Raw genomic sequence first — 15,407 nt, 5'->3', positions numbered from 1 at the left:
CACGACCCAGCTGAGCGCGGTCGCCTGCATCCACGCGCCGATGTTCGAGACGAGCGCGCCGATGAACCAGACGCGGTAGTTGAAGATCGAGAACGACCGGAACATCGCGCTCATCGGGCGACCATCCGCTCCATGATGCCGGCCGCCCGGGCGAGCGTCGCGCGCTCGTCGTCGGTGAGGTCCGCCAGCGCCGCCTCCACCCACGCATCGCGCCGCCTCGCCGTCTCGTCGACGACCGCGCGACCTTCCTCGGTGAGGGAGATCACGACCTTGCGACCGTCGTTCTCATCGGCCGAGCGCGCGACATAGCCGGATTCCTGCAGGCAGTTGACGGTGCGGTTCATCGAGGGGGCCGACACGCGCTCGCGGACCGCGAGCTCGCCGAGCGTGTGCGGACCGTGGACCCATAGCGCCGCGAGCACGGCGAACTGCCCGTCGCTCATCGAGTCGACCGCGCGCTGGGTGCGCATCCGACGGGCCAGGCGGAACGTGGCGATGCGCAGCTCGGAGGCTGCGGCGGAGTGGTCGTCGGTGTCGGCTGGCGTCTGCGTCGGTTTCGTATCGGTGCTCATGCGATTACTTAGCATAGCTCATTAGCCTTGCTAAGGGAATCTCGCACCCTAGACTTCTGCGCATGCCCGAGTTCATCGATGCGCACGGCATCGCGATCGTCTACGACGTCCATCCCGCGAAGTCCGCGCCTCGGGCGGTGGTGCAGCTGCTGCACGGCGTCGGCGAGCACGCCGGACGCTACGGCGCGCTGATCGACGCCCTCACCGCCGACGGGTTCATCGTGTACGCCGACGACCGCCGCGGTCACGGTCGCACCGGCATGCGCCACCACGGCGGCGACGCCGCCAAGCTCGGACAGCTCGGGCCCGGCGGGCTGCGGGCGGCGCTCGCCGGCTGCTGGCAGTTCACCGAGCTCATCCGGGCCGAGAACCCCGGGCTGCCGCTCGTCATCCTCGGGCACTCGTGGGGATCGTTCCTGACCCAGAAGCTCGTCAACGCCCACCCGGACGCCTACGACGGCGTCGTCCTCAGCGGTTCGGCGCTCCTCTGGCCGGGATCGTTGAACTCCGGCGATCTCAACAAGCCGTGGAAGGCCCCCGACGCGATGGGCACCGAGTGGCTGGCATCCGACCTGAGCGTCGGGCGCGCGTTCCTCGACGACCCGCTCACGACGGATGAGCCGCTGCTGAAGCTCTTCGGTCCGGTGGACTCCGTTCGCCTCCTGGGGAAGCCGCGCAAGGACCTGGGCGTCGACATCCCGGTGCTCCTGATGGTGGGGCGCGACGACACCGTCGGCGGTCCGCGGAGCGTCCACCGGCTCGCCGACGCGTACCGCACCCGCTCGAAGCTCACCGACGTGACGACGCTGGTGTACCCCGACGTCCGGCATGAGATCTTCAACGACGTGTCGCAGGCCGAGGTGCGAGCCGATCTGCTCGCGTGGCTGGAGCGGCGCTTCCCCCGCCACGACTGACGCCGGGACCCCGGGCGTTTCGCCGCCCGTCCGACGAGCCCGTTGACGCCGGCGGCGGCGATAGGCCATCCTGGGCCCAGCGTGCATCGTGGGAGCGCTCCCACGCTCGCACGGTCACGCTCCCCGGGCGACGACGCCCGGCGGTCGACGAAGACCAGGAGAGCCCCCATGACCCAGGACTTCCCCCGTCCGCTCAGCGCGCCCGCACGGCGCCGGACGATCGCGCTCGCCGCGGTCGCGACCCTCGCCGTCGGCCTCGCACTGCCGCTCGCGGTCGCCCCCGCCGCGGCGGAAGAGCCCGGCCTCGCCGGGTCCGAGCTGTATCTCAACCCGTGGAGCACCACACTCGAAGCCGCGCAGGCGCTCGAGGGCCAGGCCCGCGCGGACGCCCAGCTGCTGGGCAGCATCCCCTCGGCGGACTGGTTCACCACCGGAACGCCCGCGGAGGTAGAGGCGGCCGTCGACGCGGTCGTGACCGCCGCCGCGGCCGAAGGGCGCATGCCCATCCTCGTGGCGTACAACCTGCCGTTCCGCGACTGCGCCCAGTACTCCGCCGGTGGCGCGCTGGACACCGCGGCGTACGTGGCGTGGATCGACGCGTTCGCGTCCGGCATCGGCGACCGGGCCGCCACGGTCATCCTCGAGCCCGACGGACTCGGCATCATCCCGCACTACGTGACGCTCGACGGCATCGCCGAGTGGTGCCAGCCCGAGGAGCTCGACCCCGCGACGGCGGCCACGGACCGGTTCGTGCAGCTCAACCACGCGGTCGACGCGCTCGGCGCGCTCGCCGCGACGTCGGTCTATCTCGACGGCACCGGCTCGAGCTGGCTGAACGTGGGCGAGATCTCCGACCGCCTGCTCAAGGCCGGCGTGGAGCGCGCCGACGGATTCTTCCTCAACGCCTCCAACTACCAGTACACGACCAACTCGACCCACTTCGGAACGTGGATCTCGTCGTGCATCGCGTTCGTCACGCAGAAGGACGGCAGTTTCGCGGAGTGCGGCAACCAGTACTGGAACGGCGGCCCGGCCACCGGCTGGCAGGGGACGGCGATGTCTCCGTACGGCGAATGGACGACGGATGCCGCGGACCCCGCGCTGAACACGTCCGGCGTCGAGTCGCGCTACGCGCTCCAGCTCGGCGACACCGTGCCGACGACGCGCTTCGTGATCGACACCAGCCGCAACGGCCTGGGCCCGTGGGACTACCCGGAGGGCGTGTACCCCTCGCCGGAGGACTGGTGCAACCCGCCGGACCGCGGCCTCGGCCTTCGTCCCGACACGACCACCGGGGTGCCGCTCGTCGACGCCTACCTGTGGATCAAGGTGCCCGGCGAGTCCGACGGGAAGTGCTACCGCGGCACGGAAGGACCGCTCGACCCGGCCCGTGGGATCGAGGATCCCGCCGCCGGCCAGTGGTTCGTCGAGCAGGCGCGCGAGCTGGTGGCGCTGGCCAACCCTCCCCTCGCGCCCCTCGCGTGCGACGCCGACGTGAAGGTCGTGAGCAACGCCAAGGGCTTCCAGTCGCGCATCGTGGTGCGCAACACCGGGGCATCCACTCTGCCGTCCTGGACGCTCTCGTGGAGCGCGGCCGACGGACAGACCGTCACGAAGGTCGTCGGCGGCTCGTTCGTCCAGGACGGCGCGATCGTCACGGTCACCGCGGATCGCGCGCTGCGCGCCGGCAAGACCGCGACGATCGTGGTGTCGGGCAGCGGACCGGCGGTGGAGTCCTGGCAATACCGCGTGGGCGGAGGCTCCTGCACCTCCTGAGCACCCGGGCGGCGGCGGGGCGCCGAAACCCCCCCCCCCCCCCCCCCCCGTCCCCCCCGCGCCGGCTCCCGACCGCGCCCCATAGGCTGAGTCCATGCACGGCGAATACAAGGTGCCCGGAGGAAAGCTGGTCGTCGTCGACCTCGAGGAACGCGATGGCCGTATCGCCGACTTCCACCTCGCGGGGGATTTCTTCCTGGAGCCGGATTCGGCGCTCGACGACATCGACGCCGCCGTGAACGGACTCCCGATCGAGTCCGACGTCACCGCGATCGCCGCAGCCGTCCGCTCTGCGCTTCCGGACGGCGCGCAGCTGCTGGGATTCACGCCCGAAGCGGTGGGCACCGCCGTGCGCCGCGCTCTGGTGACGGCACCCGGATGGCGTGACTTCGACTGGGAGATCGTCCACGAGCGGCCGGTGTCGCCGCGCATGAACCTCGCACTCGACGAAGTCCTCACCGGGCGCGTGGGCGACGGCAGGCGCCGGCCGACGCTTCGCCTGTGGGAGTGGGACGAGTCCGCCGTCGTGATCGGCTCGTTCCAGTCGCTGCGCAACGAAGTCGACCCCGAGGGAGCCCAGCGCCACGGCTTCGACGTCGTCCGCCGCATCTCCGGCGGCGGCGCGATGCTCATGGCGGCGAACTCGATCGTGACCTACTCCCTGTACGTCCCGGCATCCCTCGTCGCCGGGCTCACGTTCGCCGACTCCTACGCCTTCCTCGACGACTGGGTGCTCCAGGCGCTGCGGTCGCTCGGCATCGAGGCGACGTACCAGCCGCTCAACGACATCGCCTCTCCGCAGGGGAAGATCGGCGGTGCCGCGCAGAAGCGCCTCGCGAACGGCGGCGTGCTCCACCACGCGACGCTCAGCTACGACATGGACGGTCAGATGATGACCGAGGTGCTGCGCATCGGGCGCGAGAAGCTCAGTGACAAGGGCACCACGTCGGCCGCCAAGCGCGTCGACCCGCTGCGCCGGCAGACGGGGCTGCCCCGCGAGGCGATCATCGAGCGATTCAAGGACACCTTCGCGAAGCTCTACGGCGCGGTTCCCGGGCATATCACCGAGGAGGAATACGCCGAGGCCGAGGGCCTGGTGGAGTCGAAGTTCGCCACCGACGCGTGGCTGCGCCGAGTGCCGTGACGGTCGCGACGCCCGGTGCTCCGGATGCCGACGCGGCCGCGGCATCCGGTTCTGTGGAGATCCACGAGGGCGACAACCTCGAGGTGATCCGCGGATTCGCGGATGGCTCGTTCACCCTGGTCTACCTGGACCCCCCGTTCAACACCGGCCGCACGCAGGGGCGGGCGACCGAGACGGCGCGTGCGCCCGGCGAGAGCCCGGCCGCAGACGCGATCGTGCGGCGCGGATTCCACGGCCGGGAGTACGAGCGGCTGCGCGGGGACCTGCGGGCGTACGGCGACCGCTTCGACGACTACTGGGGCTTCCTCGAGCCGCGGCTGCTCGAGGCGTGGCGCCTGCTGGCGGACGACGGCACCCTCTACCTGCACCTGGACTATCGCGAGGCGCACTACGCGAAGGTGCTGCTGGACGCGCTGGTCGGACGCGACCGGTTCCTCAACGAGATCATCTGGGCCTACGACTACGGCGCCAAGTCGCGTCGGCGCTGGCCCACCAAGCACGACACGATCCTCGTCTACGTGAAGGATCCCGACCGCTACTGGTTCGACTCCGAGGCCGTCGACCGCGAGCCCTACATGGCGCCCGGCCTCGTCACCCCCGAGAAGGCCGCCCGCGGGAAGCTCCCCACCGACGTGTGGTGGCACACCATCGTCCCCACCGCCGGGCGCGAGAAGACCGGGTATCCGACCCAGAAGCCCGAGGGGATCCTCCGCCGCATCGTGCAGGCCTCGTCGCGGCCCGGTGACCGCGTGCTCGACTTCTTCGCCGGCAGCGGCACGACCGGCGCGGTCGCGTCGGCGCTCGGCCGGCACGCGGTGCTCGTCGACGCGAACCCCGAGGCGATCGCGGTGATGCGCGAGCGGATGCCGCACGCCACGGTCGCGGGCTCCGGCATCCCGCGACCCTCCTAGGCTGGAGGCATGCGCTTCGGAACCTTCATCCCCCAAGGCTGGCGATTCGACCTCGTGGACATCGAGCCCGAGGACCACTGGCGGGTGATGGCGACCCTCGCCCAGCAGGCCGACGAGGGGCCGTGGGAGTCGCTCTGGGTCTACGACCACTTCCACACGACGCCGGTGCACAGCGAGGAGGCGACGCACGAGGCCTGGACGCTGATGGCCGCGTTCGCCGCGTCGACCTCGCGCGTGCGGCTCGGCCAGATGTGCACCTGCATGGGCTACCGCAACCCCGCGTACCTCGCCAAGGTCGCCGCGACCGTCGACGCCGTGTCGGGCGGCCGGGTCGAGATGGGGATCGGCGGCGGCTGGTACGAGCACGAGTGGCGCGCGTACGGCTACGGGTTCCCCGAGGTGCGCGATCGCCTCGCGATGCTCCGCGAGGGCGTCCAGATCATGCACCAGGCCTGGACCACCGGCACGGCCACCCTCGACGGGAAGCACTACCACGTCGACGGCGCCATCGTCCGGCCGCTGCCGCTGCAGGAGGGCGGCATCCCGCTGTGGGTGGCCGGCGGCGGCGAGAAGGTGACCCTGAAGATCGCCGCGACCTACGCCTCGTACACCAACTTCGCCGGGTCGCTCGAGGAGTTCGACCGCAAGAGCGAGATCCTGCGCGGGCACTGCGACACGGTCGGCCGCGACTTCGCGGCCATCACGCGCTCGTCGAACTTCAACACCATCGTCGGAGAGACCGAGTCCGAGGCATCCGACCGCCTCGCCGCAGTGAAGGCGCGCCTGCTGCCGCACGTCGGCCAGGAACGAGCAGACGCCATCGAGCGCGACTACCTCGCCTCACCCGGGTTCGGCACCGTCGAGCAGGTCGCCGAACGCCTCGCCGAGCGCGAGCGGCACGGACTGGGCTACGCCATCCACTACTTCCCCGAGGCGGCCTACGACCGCTCGGGCGTGCAGCTCTTCGAGCGCGAGGTCATCCCCGCGCTCAGCTGACGCGCCCGGCGGGGCGGCGGGGTGCGTGCGGCGCCTGCGGACGTCAATCGCGGGGGAGAAACCGAGGTCTAGGCGCTCAAACGCCCCCGAAGTGCGAGGAATCTCCCGCCGCTTTGACGGGAGGAGCCGATGGCGGCTCCTCCCCAGCGCGCACCGACTCGCCCGTATCCACAGATAGCCCGACGACCGTGTGCCGGGCCTCGCCGCTCGGCCATCGTCGGCACATGATGTCCGCACCGCCACCGCGCGCGATGAGCCGCCGGGAGCTCCTGCACCTTGGTTGGACCGATCGTGGCCTTGCCCGTGCGGTCGCCGTCACGGAACTGCTCAGGCCTCGCGGCAACTGCTACCTCCCGCTCGGGACGCACGCGGACCTCCTCGCCGCTGCCGCCCTCGGTGCGCGCCTGGCCTGCGTCTCCGAGTTGCGCAGGCACGGTGTCTTCGTCCTCGAGAGCGAGACGCTCCACGTGCATCTCCACCAGAACCGCGGCCGTGGAAAGTCGGTGACGCGGCGTCTGCGCCGCCACTGGGGCAGGCTGCATCGAGAGCCGCATCCCGCGGCCGTAGCGGTCGAGTTCATGGACGCTCTGCGTGAGGCGGTGAGATGTCAGCCTCCTCGGGCGGCTGTCGCGACGCTCGACTCCGCGCTGAACCTCGGACTGATCGACCGGGATGCGCTCGGAGAGCTGTTCGCCTCACTGCCTCGGCGCTACGGCGTGCTTCGTCGCCTCCTCGATTCCCGAGCCGAGTCTGGACCGGAGTCGCTGATGCGCTTGATCCTCAGGTCGCTCGGCGCAGCGATCGAGGTCCAGGTCAAGATCGTCGGCGTCGGACGAGTGGACTTCGTCGTCGACGGCTGGCTGATCGTAGAGTGCGACAGCCGCGCGCACCACGCGGACTGGGACGCCCAGCGCCGAGACCGCCGCCGCGACCAGGAAGCGGCGGCGCTGGGATACGCGACCTATCGCCCGATCGCGGAGGACATCATGTGGCAGCCGGATGTCGTTCGCCGCGCGCTGACGGGTCTGCTCGGCATCCCACGGGGTCGGCGGCCCCGCGGTGGTCGGTAGGTCGATCCGCGGGGAGAAATCGTCACCGGGCAGCCTCAAGCGGGTTGGAACCCCCGGTTTCTCCCCAGCGATTGACCGAACTCGGGTCAGAGCAGGGCGCGCACCTCGGCGTAGCCGTCGGCGTCGATGTCGGGGCGGGATGCCGCGCCCCCGAAGATCCGCGTGGTTCCGGGCCTCCCCGTCCAGGCGGGCCAGCCCGGGTCGCCGCCGCGGATGAACCCGACCGCCGCGCCGTGGAGGGCGTCGGCCAGCCGGCGGGGCGGGTTCTGGCCGGCGATCGCCTCCACCGCCGGCGCCTCGAGGCAGTCGAACCAGAACGGCACGTCCAGGCAGTGCAGCGCCCAGCCCCGCGCCGGCGACGCCCACGCGAAGCGGTACACCCACGTCCTCGCCGCGCCGCGGGCGTCGGCCACTCGCACGACCGTGGAGCGGAACACGACGTCGGTGACGTACCTGCCGAGCACGGCGGCGGTGCCCTTCCGCCGCTGGCCGGTGTTGGCGGCGAGGTACTCCCGGCGCCGGTCGCGCGACAGCTTGAGACGGGCGAGCGCGAGGGATGCCGGAACCAGCCGCAGCTTCCCCTTCGCCGAGTCGGTCACCATCGTGAACTCGTCGTCGGTGGTGCCGAGCACGAGGGGCTTGTCGGCGCCGACACCCGAGGCGAGCGATGCGATCGTCGGCTGCGTGATGAGGTCGCCGTCGACGGCGGGACCCCACGAGAGGCCTTCCTGCAGCAGCACCATGACGCCCGCGAGCGGGTCGCGGCCGTCGGGAGCGGCGGCCTTCTCCTGCAGGGAGGTCAGCGTCTCCTCGGCCACGGAGGCGAACCCGTCGCGGGTCGGCGCCACGCCCGCCAGGTTCGCGAGCTTCGCCGACATCGTCCGCGCCCGCTCCGGCGAGACATCCGCCAGTGCCGACGACAGCGCCCACGCCGACTGGAACAGGTGCTGCGCGGCCGGCATCCCGAGCAGCGTCAGCACAGCCCCACCCCCGGCGGACTGCCCGGCGATCGTGACGCGCGTCGGGTCTCCGCCGAAGGCCGCGATGTTGTCGCGCACCCACTCGAGCGCGGCGAGCCAGTCCCGCACGCCGCGGTTGGACGGCGCGCCCGGGATGTGCCCGAAGCCGTCGAACCCGAGCCGGTACGACACGGTCACCGTCACCACGCCGTCGCGGTTGAAGGCCCGGCCGTCGTACCAGGGGCTGGCCGGCGAGCCGCCGATGTAGCCGCCGCCGTGGATCCACACGACGACGGGGAGCGCAGCATCCGTCCCCGGCGAGGGGGTGAAGACGTTCACGTTCAGGGTCGCGTCGCCCGGGATCGACGGCTCGGGGATGAGCGTGACGCCGGGGTCGCCGCGCTGCGCGGTGGCGCCGTACTCGAGGGCGTCCCGCACGCCCTTCCACGGCTCGGGCGGCACCGGCGCGGCGAAGCGCAGGTCGCCGACGGGCGCCTGGGCGAACGGGATGCCGAGGAACGCGGCCGAGGCGCCGCGCTCGCCGGGCGTTCCGCGCCAGAGTCCGCGCACTTTGCCCGGTGCGATCCTCACGACGGGGGATTCAGGATGCTGCGCCACGGCCGTCCTCCTCGGTTCGATCGGTCCGCGGGTCGAGCGCGGTGAACAGTGCTTCGGTGATCGCCGCCATGTCGATCTCGGGTTCCAGCATCCACTGCACCTGGAGTCCGTCGGCGACGGCCTGGAAGATCCGCGCGAGGACGGCGGGGTCGATGCTCCTGGTCAGTTCGCCGGCGGCTTGACGCGCGGCGATGGAGTCCGTGAAGACCTCTCGCAGGGTGCGGCCGCGTTCGACGAAGAAGTCGTGGGCCGCGTGGTCGGGATCGGCGGCGTCCACCGACAGCCGGGCGAAGAGCTGCACCAGTCCGGGCACGTCGGCGTTGTGCCGGATCACGCCGATGAAGCCCTCCTGGAAGTCGCCGTGGGCGACGGTTCCGTCGGCGGCGTGGAGGCCGAAGCCTGCGGAGTCGACCTCGTCGCGCTTGCGGAGGATCGCCGTGAACAGCTCCTCCTTGCTGTCGAAGTAGTGGAGGAGCCCGGCCTGGCTGAGGCCGACCTCGTCGGCGAGCTCCTTGACGGACGCGCCCTGGTAGCCCTCGCGGGCGATGACGTCGAGCGCGCGTTCGAGGATCTCCTCGCGCTTGGCGATCCCCTTCGCGTACGAACCCCGGCGTTCGGTTCGGCTGTGTGCCATGAGGCCAGTAAACCGAATGGCGCTTGATTTTACAAAACCAAATGGCATATGGTTTTGCCCAGCGCTCGACGCCGAGCGTCTCATCACCCGATTGGACCGCCCATGACAACGCCGTCTGACCCCGCCGTCGCCCCCGAGCCCACGAGCGCGCCCGCAGCGCCGATGACCGAGAACACCTTCGTCGCCACCGCCGCGGGCAACGACGATCCGCCGCCGCCGCGCCGGGGCCTGCGCCGCCTCCTCGCGTGGATCATCCCCGCGAACTTCGGCATCTTCCTCATCTGGGGCGCCGTCCCCGGCATCCTGCTGCCGCAGCAGATCACGGTGGTGCTCGGCGAGAGCGACAAGGTCGCCAACCTGGCGATCGTCGCGACGATCGGCGCCTTCGCGGCCATGATCGCCCAGCCCATCGCCGGGCAGATCTCCGACCGCACCCGCTCGCGCTTCGGCCGCAGGGCGCCGTGGATGGTCCTCGGCGCGCTCGCGGGCGGGCTGTCGCTCATCGGTCTGGCGTTCGCGGACTCGCTCGTCGGGTTCGTCCTCGCCTGGATCCTCGTGCAGATCAGCTACAACTTCGCGCAGGGGCCGCTCTCGGCCGTGCTGCCGGACCGCGTGCCGCTGTCGCGGCGCGGACTCTTCGCGGCCCTGTCCGGCATCGGCCTGATGGTCGGCGCGATCGGGGGACAGGTCATCGGCTCGCTCTTCTTCCAGAGCCTCACCGCGGGTTACATCACCTTCGCCGTCGTGGCCCTGGCGCTCATGGTCCTGTTCAACCTCTTCAACCCGGACTACCCGAGCACTCAGCTGAAGCCCGAGCCGTTCAAGCTGGGGGACTTCCTGCGCACCTTCTGGGTCAGCCCGATCAAGCACCCCGACTTCTTCTGGGCCTTCACCGGACGCCTGCTGCTCTACACCGGCTACTTCGCCGTGACCGGGTACCAGCTCTTCCTGCTGACCGACTACTTCGGCGTGGAGAACCCCGCGACCGTCATCCCCCTGCTCGGCCTCATCAGCCTCGCCGGCATCCTGATCTCCACCGTCGTATCGGGTCCGCTGTCCGATCGCTTCGGCCGCCGCAAGCCGTTCGTGTTCGCGTCCGCGGCGATCACCGGCCTCGCGCTGGTGCTGCCGTGGGTGTGGCCGGACCTCACCGCCTGGATGATCATGACCTTCGTCGCCGGACTCGGGTTCGGCATGTTCCAGGCCGTCGACACCGCCCTCATCAGCGAGGTGCTGCCGTCGGCCAAGTCGTTCGCGAAGGACCTCGGCGTCGTGAACATCGCCGCCACCCTGCCGCAGACCCTCGCCCCCGGCGTCGCCGGCGCCATCGTCCTCGCCTTCGGCTACTCGGGGCTCTTCCCGGTGGGCATCGCGCTGAGCATCCTGGGCGCCTTCGCCGTCTGGCCCATCAAGTCCACCCGATGACGATCACGGATGCCGCGGCATCCGCCGAACCTTCCCACCCGACGAGAAAGCTGCTGAGATGACCGACGTGAACACGACACCCGCCCCCGTGACCATCCCCGATGTGAGCGAGCTCACCCTCGAGGAGAAGGCCTCCCTCACCTGCGGGGCCAGCTTCTGGTACACCAAGCCGATCGAGCGCGCCGGCGTGCCGGCGATCATGGTCACCGACGGCCCGCACGGCCTGCGCAAGCAGCGCGAGGGCGGCGACCACCTCGGCATCGGCGACAGCGTGCCGGCGACCTGCTTCCCGCCGGCGGTCGGGCTCGGCTCGTCGTGGGATGTCGACCTGGTGCACCGTGTCGGCGAGGCCCTGGGCGTCGAGACCTCCATCGAGAACGTCGCGGTTCTGCTCGGCCCCGGCATCAACATCAAGCGCTCGCCGCTGTGCGGCCGCAACTTCGAGTACCTGTCGGAGGACCCGATCGTGTCGGGCGTGCTCGGCGCGGCCATCGTGCGCGGCATCCAGTCCCAGGGCGTGGGGACGTCGCTCAAGCACTTCGCGGCGAACAACCAGGAGGACGACCGCATGCGGTCCAGCTCCGACGTCGATCCGCGGCCGCTGCGCGAGATCTACCTGCGCGGGTTCCAGCGCGTGGTCGAGGACGCACAGCCGTGGACCGTGATGTGCTCGTACAACCGCATCAACGGCGTGTACGCCTCGGAGGACCCGTGGCTGCTCACGCAGGTGCTGCGCGACGAGTGGGGCTTCGAGGGCCTGGTGATCTCGGACTGGGGCGCCGTCAACGAGCGCGTTCCCGGCCTGGCCGCGGGCATGGACCTCGAGATGCCGTCGTCCAACGGCGTGACCGACGCGCAGATCGTCACGGCCGTCCAGGACGGGTCGCTCGACGAGGGCGTGCTCGACACGGCCGCCGGTCGCGTGCTCGACCTCGTGCGCAAGGCCACCGACGGGGCGGGCGGCGTCGCCGGGCCACTCGACGTCGACGCGCACCACGCCCTGGCGCGCGAGGCCGCGGGCCGCTCGATCGTGCTCCTCAAGAACGAGGGCCAGGTGTTGCCGCTGGCGAAGGACGCGACGCTCGCGGTGATCGGCGAGTTCGCCGGGAAGCCCCGCTACCAGGGCGCCGGATCCTCGATGATCAACCCGACGCGCCTGGACACTGCGCTCGACGGCATCCGCGAGCTCGCCACCGGAGAGGTCGTCTACGCGCGCGGCTTCAGCAACGCCGTCGACGTCGCCGCCGACGAGACGGCCGCGCTTCGCGACGAGGCCGTGGCCGCGGCATCCGGAGCCGACGTGGCCGTCGTGTTCCTCGGGCTCCCCGCGCGCCTCGAGTCGGAGGGCTACGACCGCGACGACATCGACCTGCCCGCCGAGCAGCTCGCGCTGCTGGAGGCCGTGCTCGAGGTCAACCCGAAGACCGTCGTCGTGCTCTCCAACGGCGGCGTCGTCGCGCTGCCCTTCGCCGACCGCGTGCCGGCGATCCTCGAGGCATGGCTGCTCGGCCAGGCCGGCGGCGGCGCGACCGCCGACGTGCTGTTCGGCGACGTGAACCCGTCGGCGAAGCTCACCGAGACGATTCCGCAGCGGCTCGAGGACACCCCGGCGTTCCTGGACTTCCCGGGCGAGTTCTCGCACGTGCGCTACGGCGAGGGACTCTTCGTCGGCTACCGCTGGTACGACGCACGCCGCATGGAGGTCGCGTTCCCGTTCGGCCACGGCCTGTCGTACACGACGTTCGCGTACGGGGATGCCTCGGCCGCCGTCGACGCGAACGGCGACGTCGAGGTGACCGTCGCGGTGACCAACACGGGTGACCGCGCCGGCCGAGAGGTCGTGCAGGTGTACACGTCGCTTCCGGGTGGAACCGTGCAGCGCCCGGTGCGCGAGCTCAAGGCCTTCGCGTCGGTCGCGCTCGAGCCGGGCGAGACGCAGGTCGTGACGCTCACCGTGCGCCGAAAGGACCTCGCCTACTGGGACATCCGGCTGGACGCGTGGGTCGTGGAGGGCGGGGAGTACGTCGTCGACGTGGCCGCGTCGAGCCGCGACATCCGCTCGTCCGTCGGTGTGGCCGTCGAGGGCGATCCCATCGTGCTGCCGCTGTCTCGCACGTCCTCGATCGGCGAGGTCATGGCGCACCCCGTCGTCGGGTCGATGGTGCAGGCCGCGATCGCGCAGATGATGAGCGGGATGGACGGCGTCGCCGACATCATGCCGGAGGGCGTCGATGCCTCGAAGATGATGGAGTCGTTCCCGATCGGGCGCGCCGGCATGTTCGCGCTCGGCGACTCGGACGGCGCGATCAACCCCGAGATGATCGACGGCCTCATCGCCATGGCCAACGCCCCGCAGCAGGGCTGAGCAGGGACGGATGCCCCGGCCCGGCCTGCTGCCGGGGCCGGGCATCCGTTCGTCTCCACCGGCCGGCGTGAATCGACGGGGAGAAATGCCGGCGAGAGCGGCCCAGCGGGGCACGGACCACCGTTTCTCCCCGCTCGTTGACGCCGGTCGCCTCCGTCCGGACGGCGCGCGGGGGCGGGGGCGGGGGCTCGCCGCTCGCCCCGCCGCGGGCGCATAACTCCTGCATCTCGCGGGCTGGGAGGCTCGCCGCCCCCGGAATCACGCGGACGGCACTGCCGCCGCGCGGCGACGTGCAGGAGTTATGCGCCGGGAGGCGTCGGCACGGGCGCGCCGCAGGCGCCCCGGAATCGCGAATGGCCGCTCCCCAGAAGCGGCCATTCTCACGAGTGGGCGTTCCCGCCGCCCCCCGGCGACAGGATCGTCCGGCCGTCCCCACGGCCCTCGTCCCTTCCCCTCGGCGTCGGATCCTCTTCCCAGGAGGCCCGGCGTCCTTTCGTGATACCGATCCTGCCGGGCGAACCGCAAGAGAAGCGCAAGAAGAGTTCAACGCTTTCCGAAAACACCCCTCCGATTCGGGAAATGCTCCGGCGGCGACCGCGCTCAGGTGCGCAGGAAGGCCAGCAGGGCCTCGTTGACTTCATCGCCGTGCGTCCACAGCAGGCCGTGCGGCGCACCCTCGATCTCGACGTATGTCGCGTCGGGCAGCAGCTTGCGGAACCGCCGCGCGGTGGCATCGATCGGGAGGATGTTGTCGGCCGTGCCGTGCAGGATGAGCGCGGGCACGTCGACCGCCCCGATGTCGCCGCGGAAGTCCGTCGGCCAGGTCAGCGGCGCGGCCGAGATGCCGGCGTTGCTCGCGGTGTTCGCGACCTGGATGCTGGCGTCGACGGCCTCCTGCGAGATGCGCGAGCCGAGTGTGTCGTCGAGGTTGTAGAAGTCCTTGAAGAAGCCGCCGATGAACGCGTAGCGGTCCTCGCGCACCGACTGCGCGATGCCGTCGAAGAAGTCCTGCGGACCGGCGCCGTCGGGGTTGTCGTCGGTCTTGAGGAGGTACGGCTCGAGCGACCCGAGGAACGCCGCCTTCGCGACGCGCCCGCTGCCGTACCGTGACAGGTAGCGCGCGACCTCGCCCGTCCCCATCGAGAACCCGACGAGGATCGCGTCCTTCAGGTCGAGGTCCTCCATGAGGGCATGCAGATCGGCGGCGAACGTGTCGTAGTCGTAGCCCGAGCCCGCCTTCGACGAAGCGCCGAAGCCGCGGCGGTCGTAGGCGATCACGCGGTAGCCGGCATCCAGCAGCGCCGCCTGCTGCTTGCCCCACGATTCGCCGTTGAGCGGGAACCCGTGGATGAGCACGACGGGCTGCCCGCTGCCCTGATCGGTGTAGTAGAGCTCGATGTCGGCCGAGTTCTCGGTCCCGACGGTGATGTAGGCCACGGTCACTCCTTCCGGGTCGGGCGAGCGGATGCCGCGACCCACCTTCGACGGTAGGCCGCGGCATCCGCTCCCGCCAGGCCTTGACGGCCCCGGCTGGGTGAACTCGCGGTGTCAGGCGTCGCGCGCGGCTCCGGCGGACGGCGTGACCGTGAAGATCGCGGGGGCGGAGAAGCCGGATGCCGCGAACGCCGAGGTCACGGCATCCGTCACACCTGCCACCGCGTCGCGGGCGATCAGCGCGATCGCGGCGCCGCCGAATCCGCCGCCGGTCATGCGCGCGCCCACGGCTCCGGCCGAGAGCGACGCTTCGACGGCCGTGTCGAGCTCGGGGACCGAGATCTCGAAGTCGTCGCGCATCGAAGCATGCGAGGCGACGAGGAGGTCGCCGATCGCGAGGGGTCCCTCGTCGCGGAGCGTGCGCACCGTGTCGAGCACGCGCTGGTTCTCGGTGACGATGTGGCGAACCCGGCGGAAGGTCACGTCGTCGAGAAGCTCCTGCGCGCGCGGGAGATCGGCGGGTGAGAGGTCGCGCAGCGCGGGCACGCCCATGACGGCGGCACCGTGCTCGCACGACGCGCGACGCTCG

At 71.1% G+C, this 15,407-nt stretch carries 12 protein-coding genes and 1 pseudogene; 8 read left to right on the top strand and 5 right to left on the bottom strand.

From position 1 onward, the window contains the following. Positions 1–110 precede the first annotated feature (110 nt). Positions 111–572, bottom strand: a complete 462-nt coding sequence (locus ACE3O1_RS10850; RefSeq protein WP_374315051.1) for a MarR family winged helix-turn-helix transcriptional regulator — start codon at positions 570–572, stop codon at positions 111–113. Positions 573–634: 62 nt separating this feature from the next. Between ACE3O1_RS10850 and ACE3O1_RS10845 the strand changes: the two genes are divergently transcribed. From ACE3O1_RS10845 to ACE3O1_RS10820, 6 genes are all read left to right on the top strand, one after another. Then, positions 635–1,486, top strand: a complete 852-nt coding sequence (locus tag ACE3O1_RS10845) for an alpha/beta hydrolase (RefSeq protein WP_374315050.1) — start codon at positions 635–637, stop codon at positions 1,484–1,486. A 168-nt stretch (positions 1,487–1,654) separates the two neighbouring features. Then, a complete protein-coding gene (locus ACE3O1_RS10840; protein WP_374315049.1) occupies positions 1,655–3,262 on the top strand; it encodes a glycoside hydrolase family 6 protein in 1,608 nt (535 codons plus the stop codon). 94 nt (positions 3,263–3,356) lie between these two features. Beyond that, positions 3,357–4,406: a biotin/lipoate A/B protein ligase family protein gene (locus tag ACE3O1_RS10835; protein WP_374315048.1), complete on the top strand. Its 1,050-nt coding sequence runs from the start codon at positions 3,357–3,359 to the stop codon at positions 4,404–4,406. Further along, entirely contained in the window at positions 4,385–5,317 is a 933-nt protein-coding gene (locus ACE3O1_RS10830; RefSeq protein WP_374315047.1) for a site-specific DNA-methyltransferase, read from the top strand. The genes ACE3O1_RS10835 and ACE3O1_RS10830 overlap by 22 nt, the downstream gene beginning before the upstream one ends. Before the next feature lie 9 nt (positions 5,318–5,326). Beyond that, on the top strand, positions 5,327–6,313 hold the full coding sequence (locus ACE3O1_RS10825; protein ID WP_374315046.1) for an LLM class F420-dependent oxidoreductase: 987 nt from the start codon (positions 5,327–5,329) through the stop codon (positions 6,311–6,313). A gap of 224 nt (positions 6,314–6,537) precedes the next feature. After that, the gene (locus tag ACE3O1_RS10820) at positions 6,538–7,383 is read left to right on the top strand and encodes a hypothetical protein (protein ID WP_374315045.1); all 846 of its coding nucleotides are present in this window, start codon (positions 6,538–6,540) and stop codon (positions 7,381–7,383) included. 86 nt (positions 7,384–7,469) lie between these two features. Here the strand turns inward: ACE3O1_RS10820 and ACE3O1_RS10815 are convergent, their stop codons facing one another. Further along, positions 7,470–8,960, bottom strand: coding sequence for a carboxylesterase/lipase family protein (locus ACE3O1_RS10815; protein WP_374315044.1), 1,491 nt, complete (start codon positions 8,958–8,960; stop codon positions 7,470–7,472). After that, positions 8,944–9,594: a TetR/AcrR family transcriptional regulator gene (locus ACE3O1_RS10810; protein ID WP_374315043.1), complete on the bottom strand. Its 651-nt coding sequence runs from the start codon at positions 9,592–9,594 to the stop codon at positions 8,944–8,946. The genes ACE3O1_RS10815 and ACE3O1_RS10810 overlap by 17 nt, the downstream gene beginning before the upstream one ends. Positions 9,595–9,696: 102 nt before the next feature. On the opposite strand from ACE3O1_RS10810, the gene ACE3O1_RS10805 reads away from it, so the two are divergent. Both ACE3O1_RS10805 and ACE3O1_RS10800 read left to right on the top strand, forming a co-directional pair. Beyond that, entirely contained in the window at positions 9,697–11,019 is a 1,323-nt protein-coding gene (locus tag ACE3O1_RS10805; RefSeq protein ID WP_374315042.1) for an MFS transporter, read from the top strand. 58 nt (positions 11,020–11,077) lie between these two features. After that, positions 11,078–13,384, top strand: coding sequence for a glycoside hydrolase family 3 C-terminal domain-containing protein (locus tag ACE3O1_RS10800; protein ID WP_374315041.1), 2,307 nt, complete (start codon positions 11,078–11,080; stop codon positions 13,382–13,384). Positions 13,385–13,984: 600 nt separating this feature from the next. On the opposite strand, the gene ACE3O1_RS10795 is transcribed toward ACE3O1_RS10800, so the two are convergent. Then, the gene (locus tag ACE3O1_RS10795) at positions 13,985–14,821 is read right to left on the bottom strand and encodes an alpha/beta fold hydrolase (protein ID WP_374315040.1); all 837 of its coding nucleotides are present in this window, start codon (positions 14,819–14,821) and stop codon (positions 13,985–13,987) included. 111 nt (positions 14,822–14,932) lie between these two features. Continuing rightward, positions 14,933–15,407 (bottom strand): annotated as a pseudogene (locus ACE3O1_RS10790) (galactokinase); the annotation flags it as partial.

Source organism: Microbacterium sp. (assembly GCF_041909575.1).
GTDB lineage: Bacteria > Actinomycetota > Actinomycetes > Actinomycetales > Microbacteriaceae > Microbacterium.
Note: the sequence above shows the minus strand (reverse complement) of the source record. Positions and strands in the feature narration are given on the sequence as shown.

Coding starts and splice junctions, on each gene's coding strand:
- ACE3O1_RS10850 (WP_374315051.1), bottom strand. CDS start 572: ATGAGCACCGATACGAAACCGACGCAGACGCCAGCCGACACCGACGAC.
- ACE3O1_RS10845 (WP_374315050.1), top strand. CDS start 635: ATGCCCGAGTTCATCGATGCGCACGGCATCGCGATCGTCTACGACGTC.
- ACE3O1_RS10840 (WP_374315049.1), top strand. CDS start 1,655: ATGACCCAGGACTTCCCCCGTCCGCTCAGCGCGCCCGCACGGCGCCGG.
- ACE3O1_RS10835 (WP_374315048.1), top strand. CDS start 3,357: ATGCACGGCGAATACAAGGTGCCCGGAGGAAAGCTGGTCGTCGTCGAC.
- ACE3O1_RS10825 (WP_374315046.1), top strand. CDS start 5,327: ATGCGCTTCGGAACCTTCATCCCCCAAGGCTGGCGATTCGACCTCGTG.
- ACE3O1_RS10820 (WP_374315045.1), top strand. CDS start 6,538: ATGATGTCCGCACCGCCACCGCGCGCGATGAGCCGCCGGGAGCTCCTG.
- ACE3O1_RS10810 (WP_374315043.1), bottom strand. CDS start 9,594: ATGGCACACAGCCGAACCGAACGCCGGGGTTCGTACGCGAAGGGGATC.
- ACE3O1_RS10805 (WP_374315042.1), top strand. CDS start 9,697: ATGACAACGCCGTCTGACCCCGCCGTCGCCCCCGAGCCCACGAGCGCG.
- ACE3O1_RS10800 (WP_374315041.1), top strand. CDS start 11,078: ATGACCGACGTGAACACGACACCCGCCCCCGTGACCATCCCCGATGTG.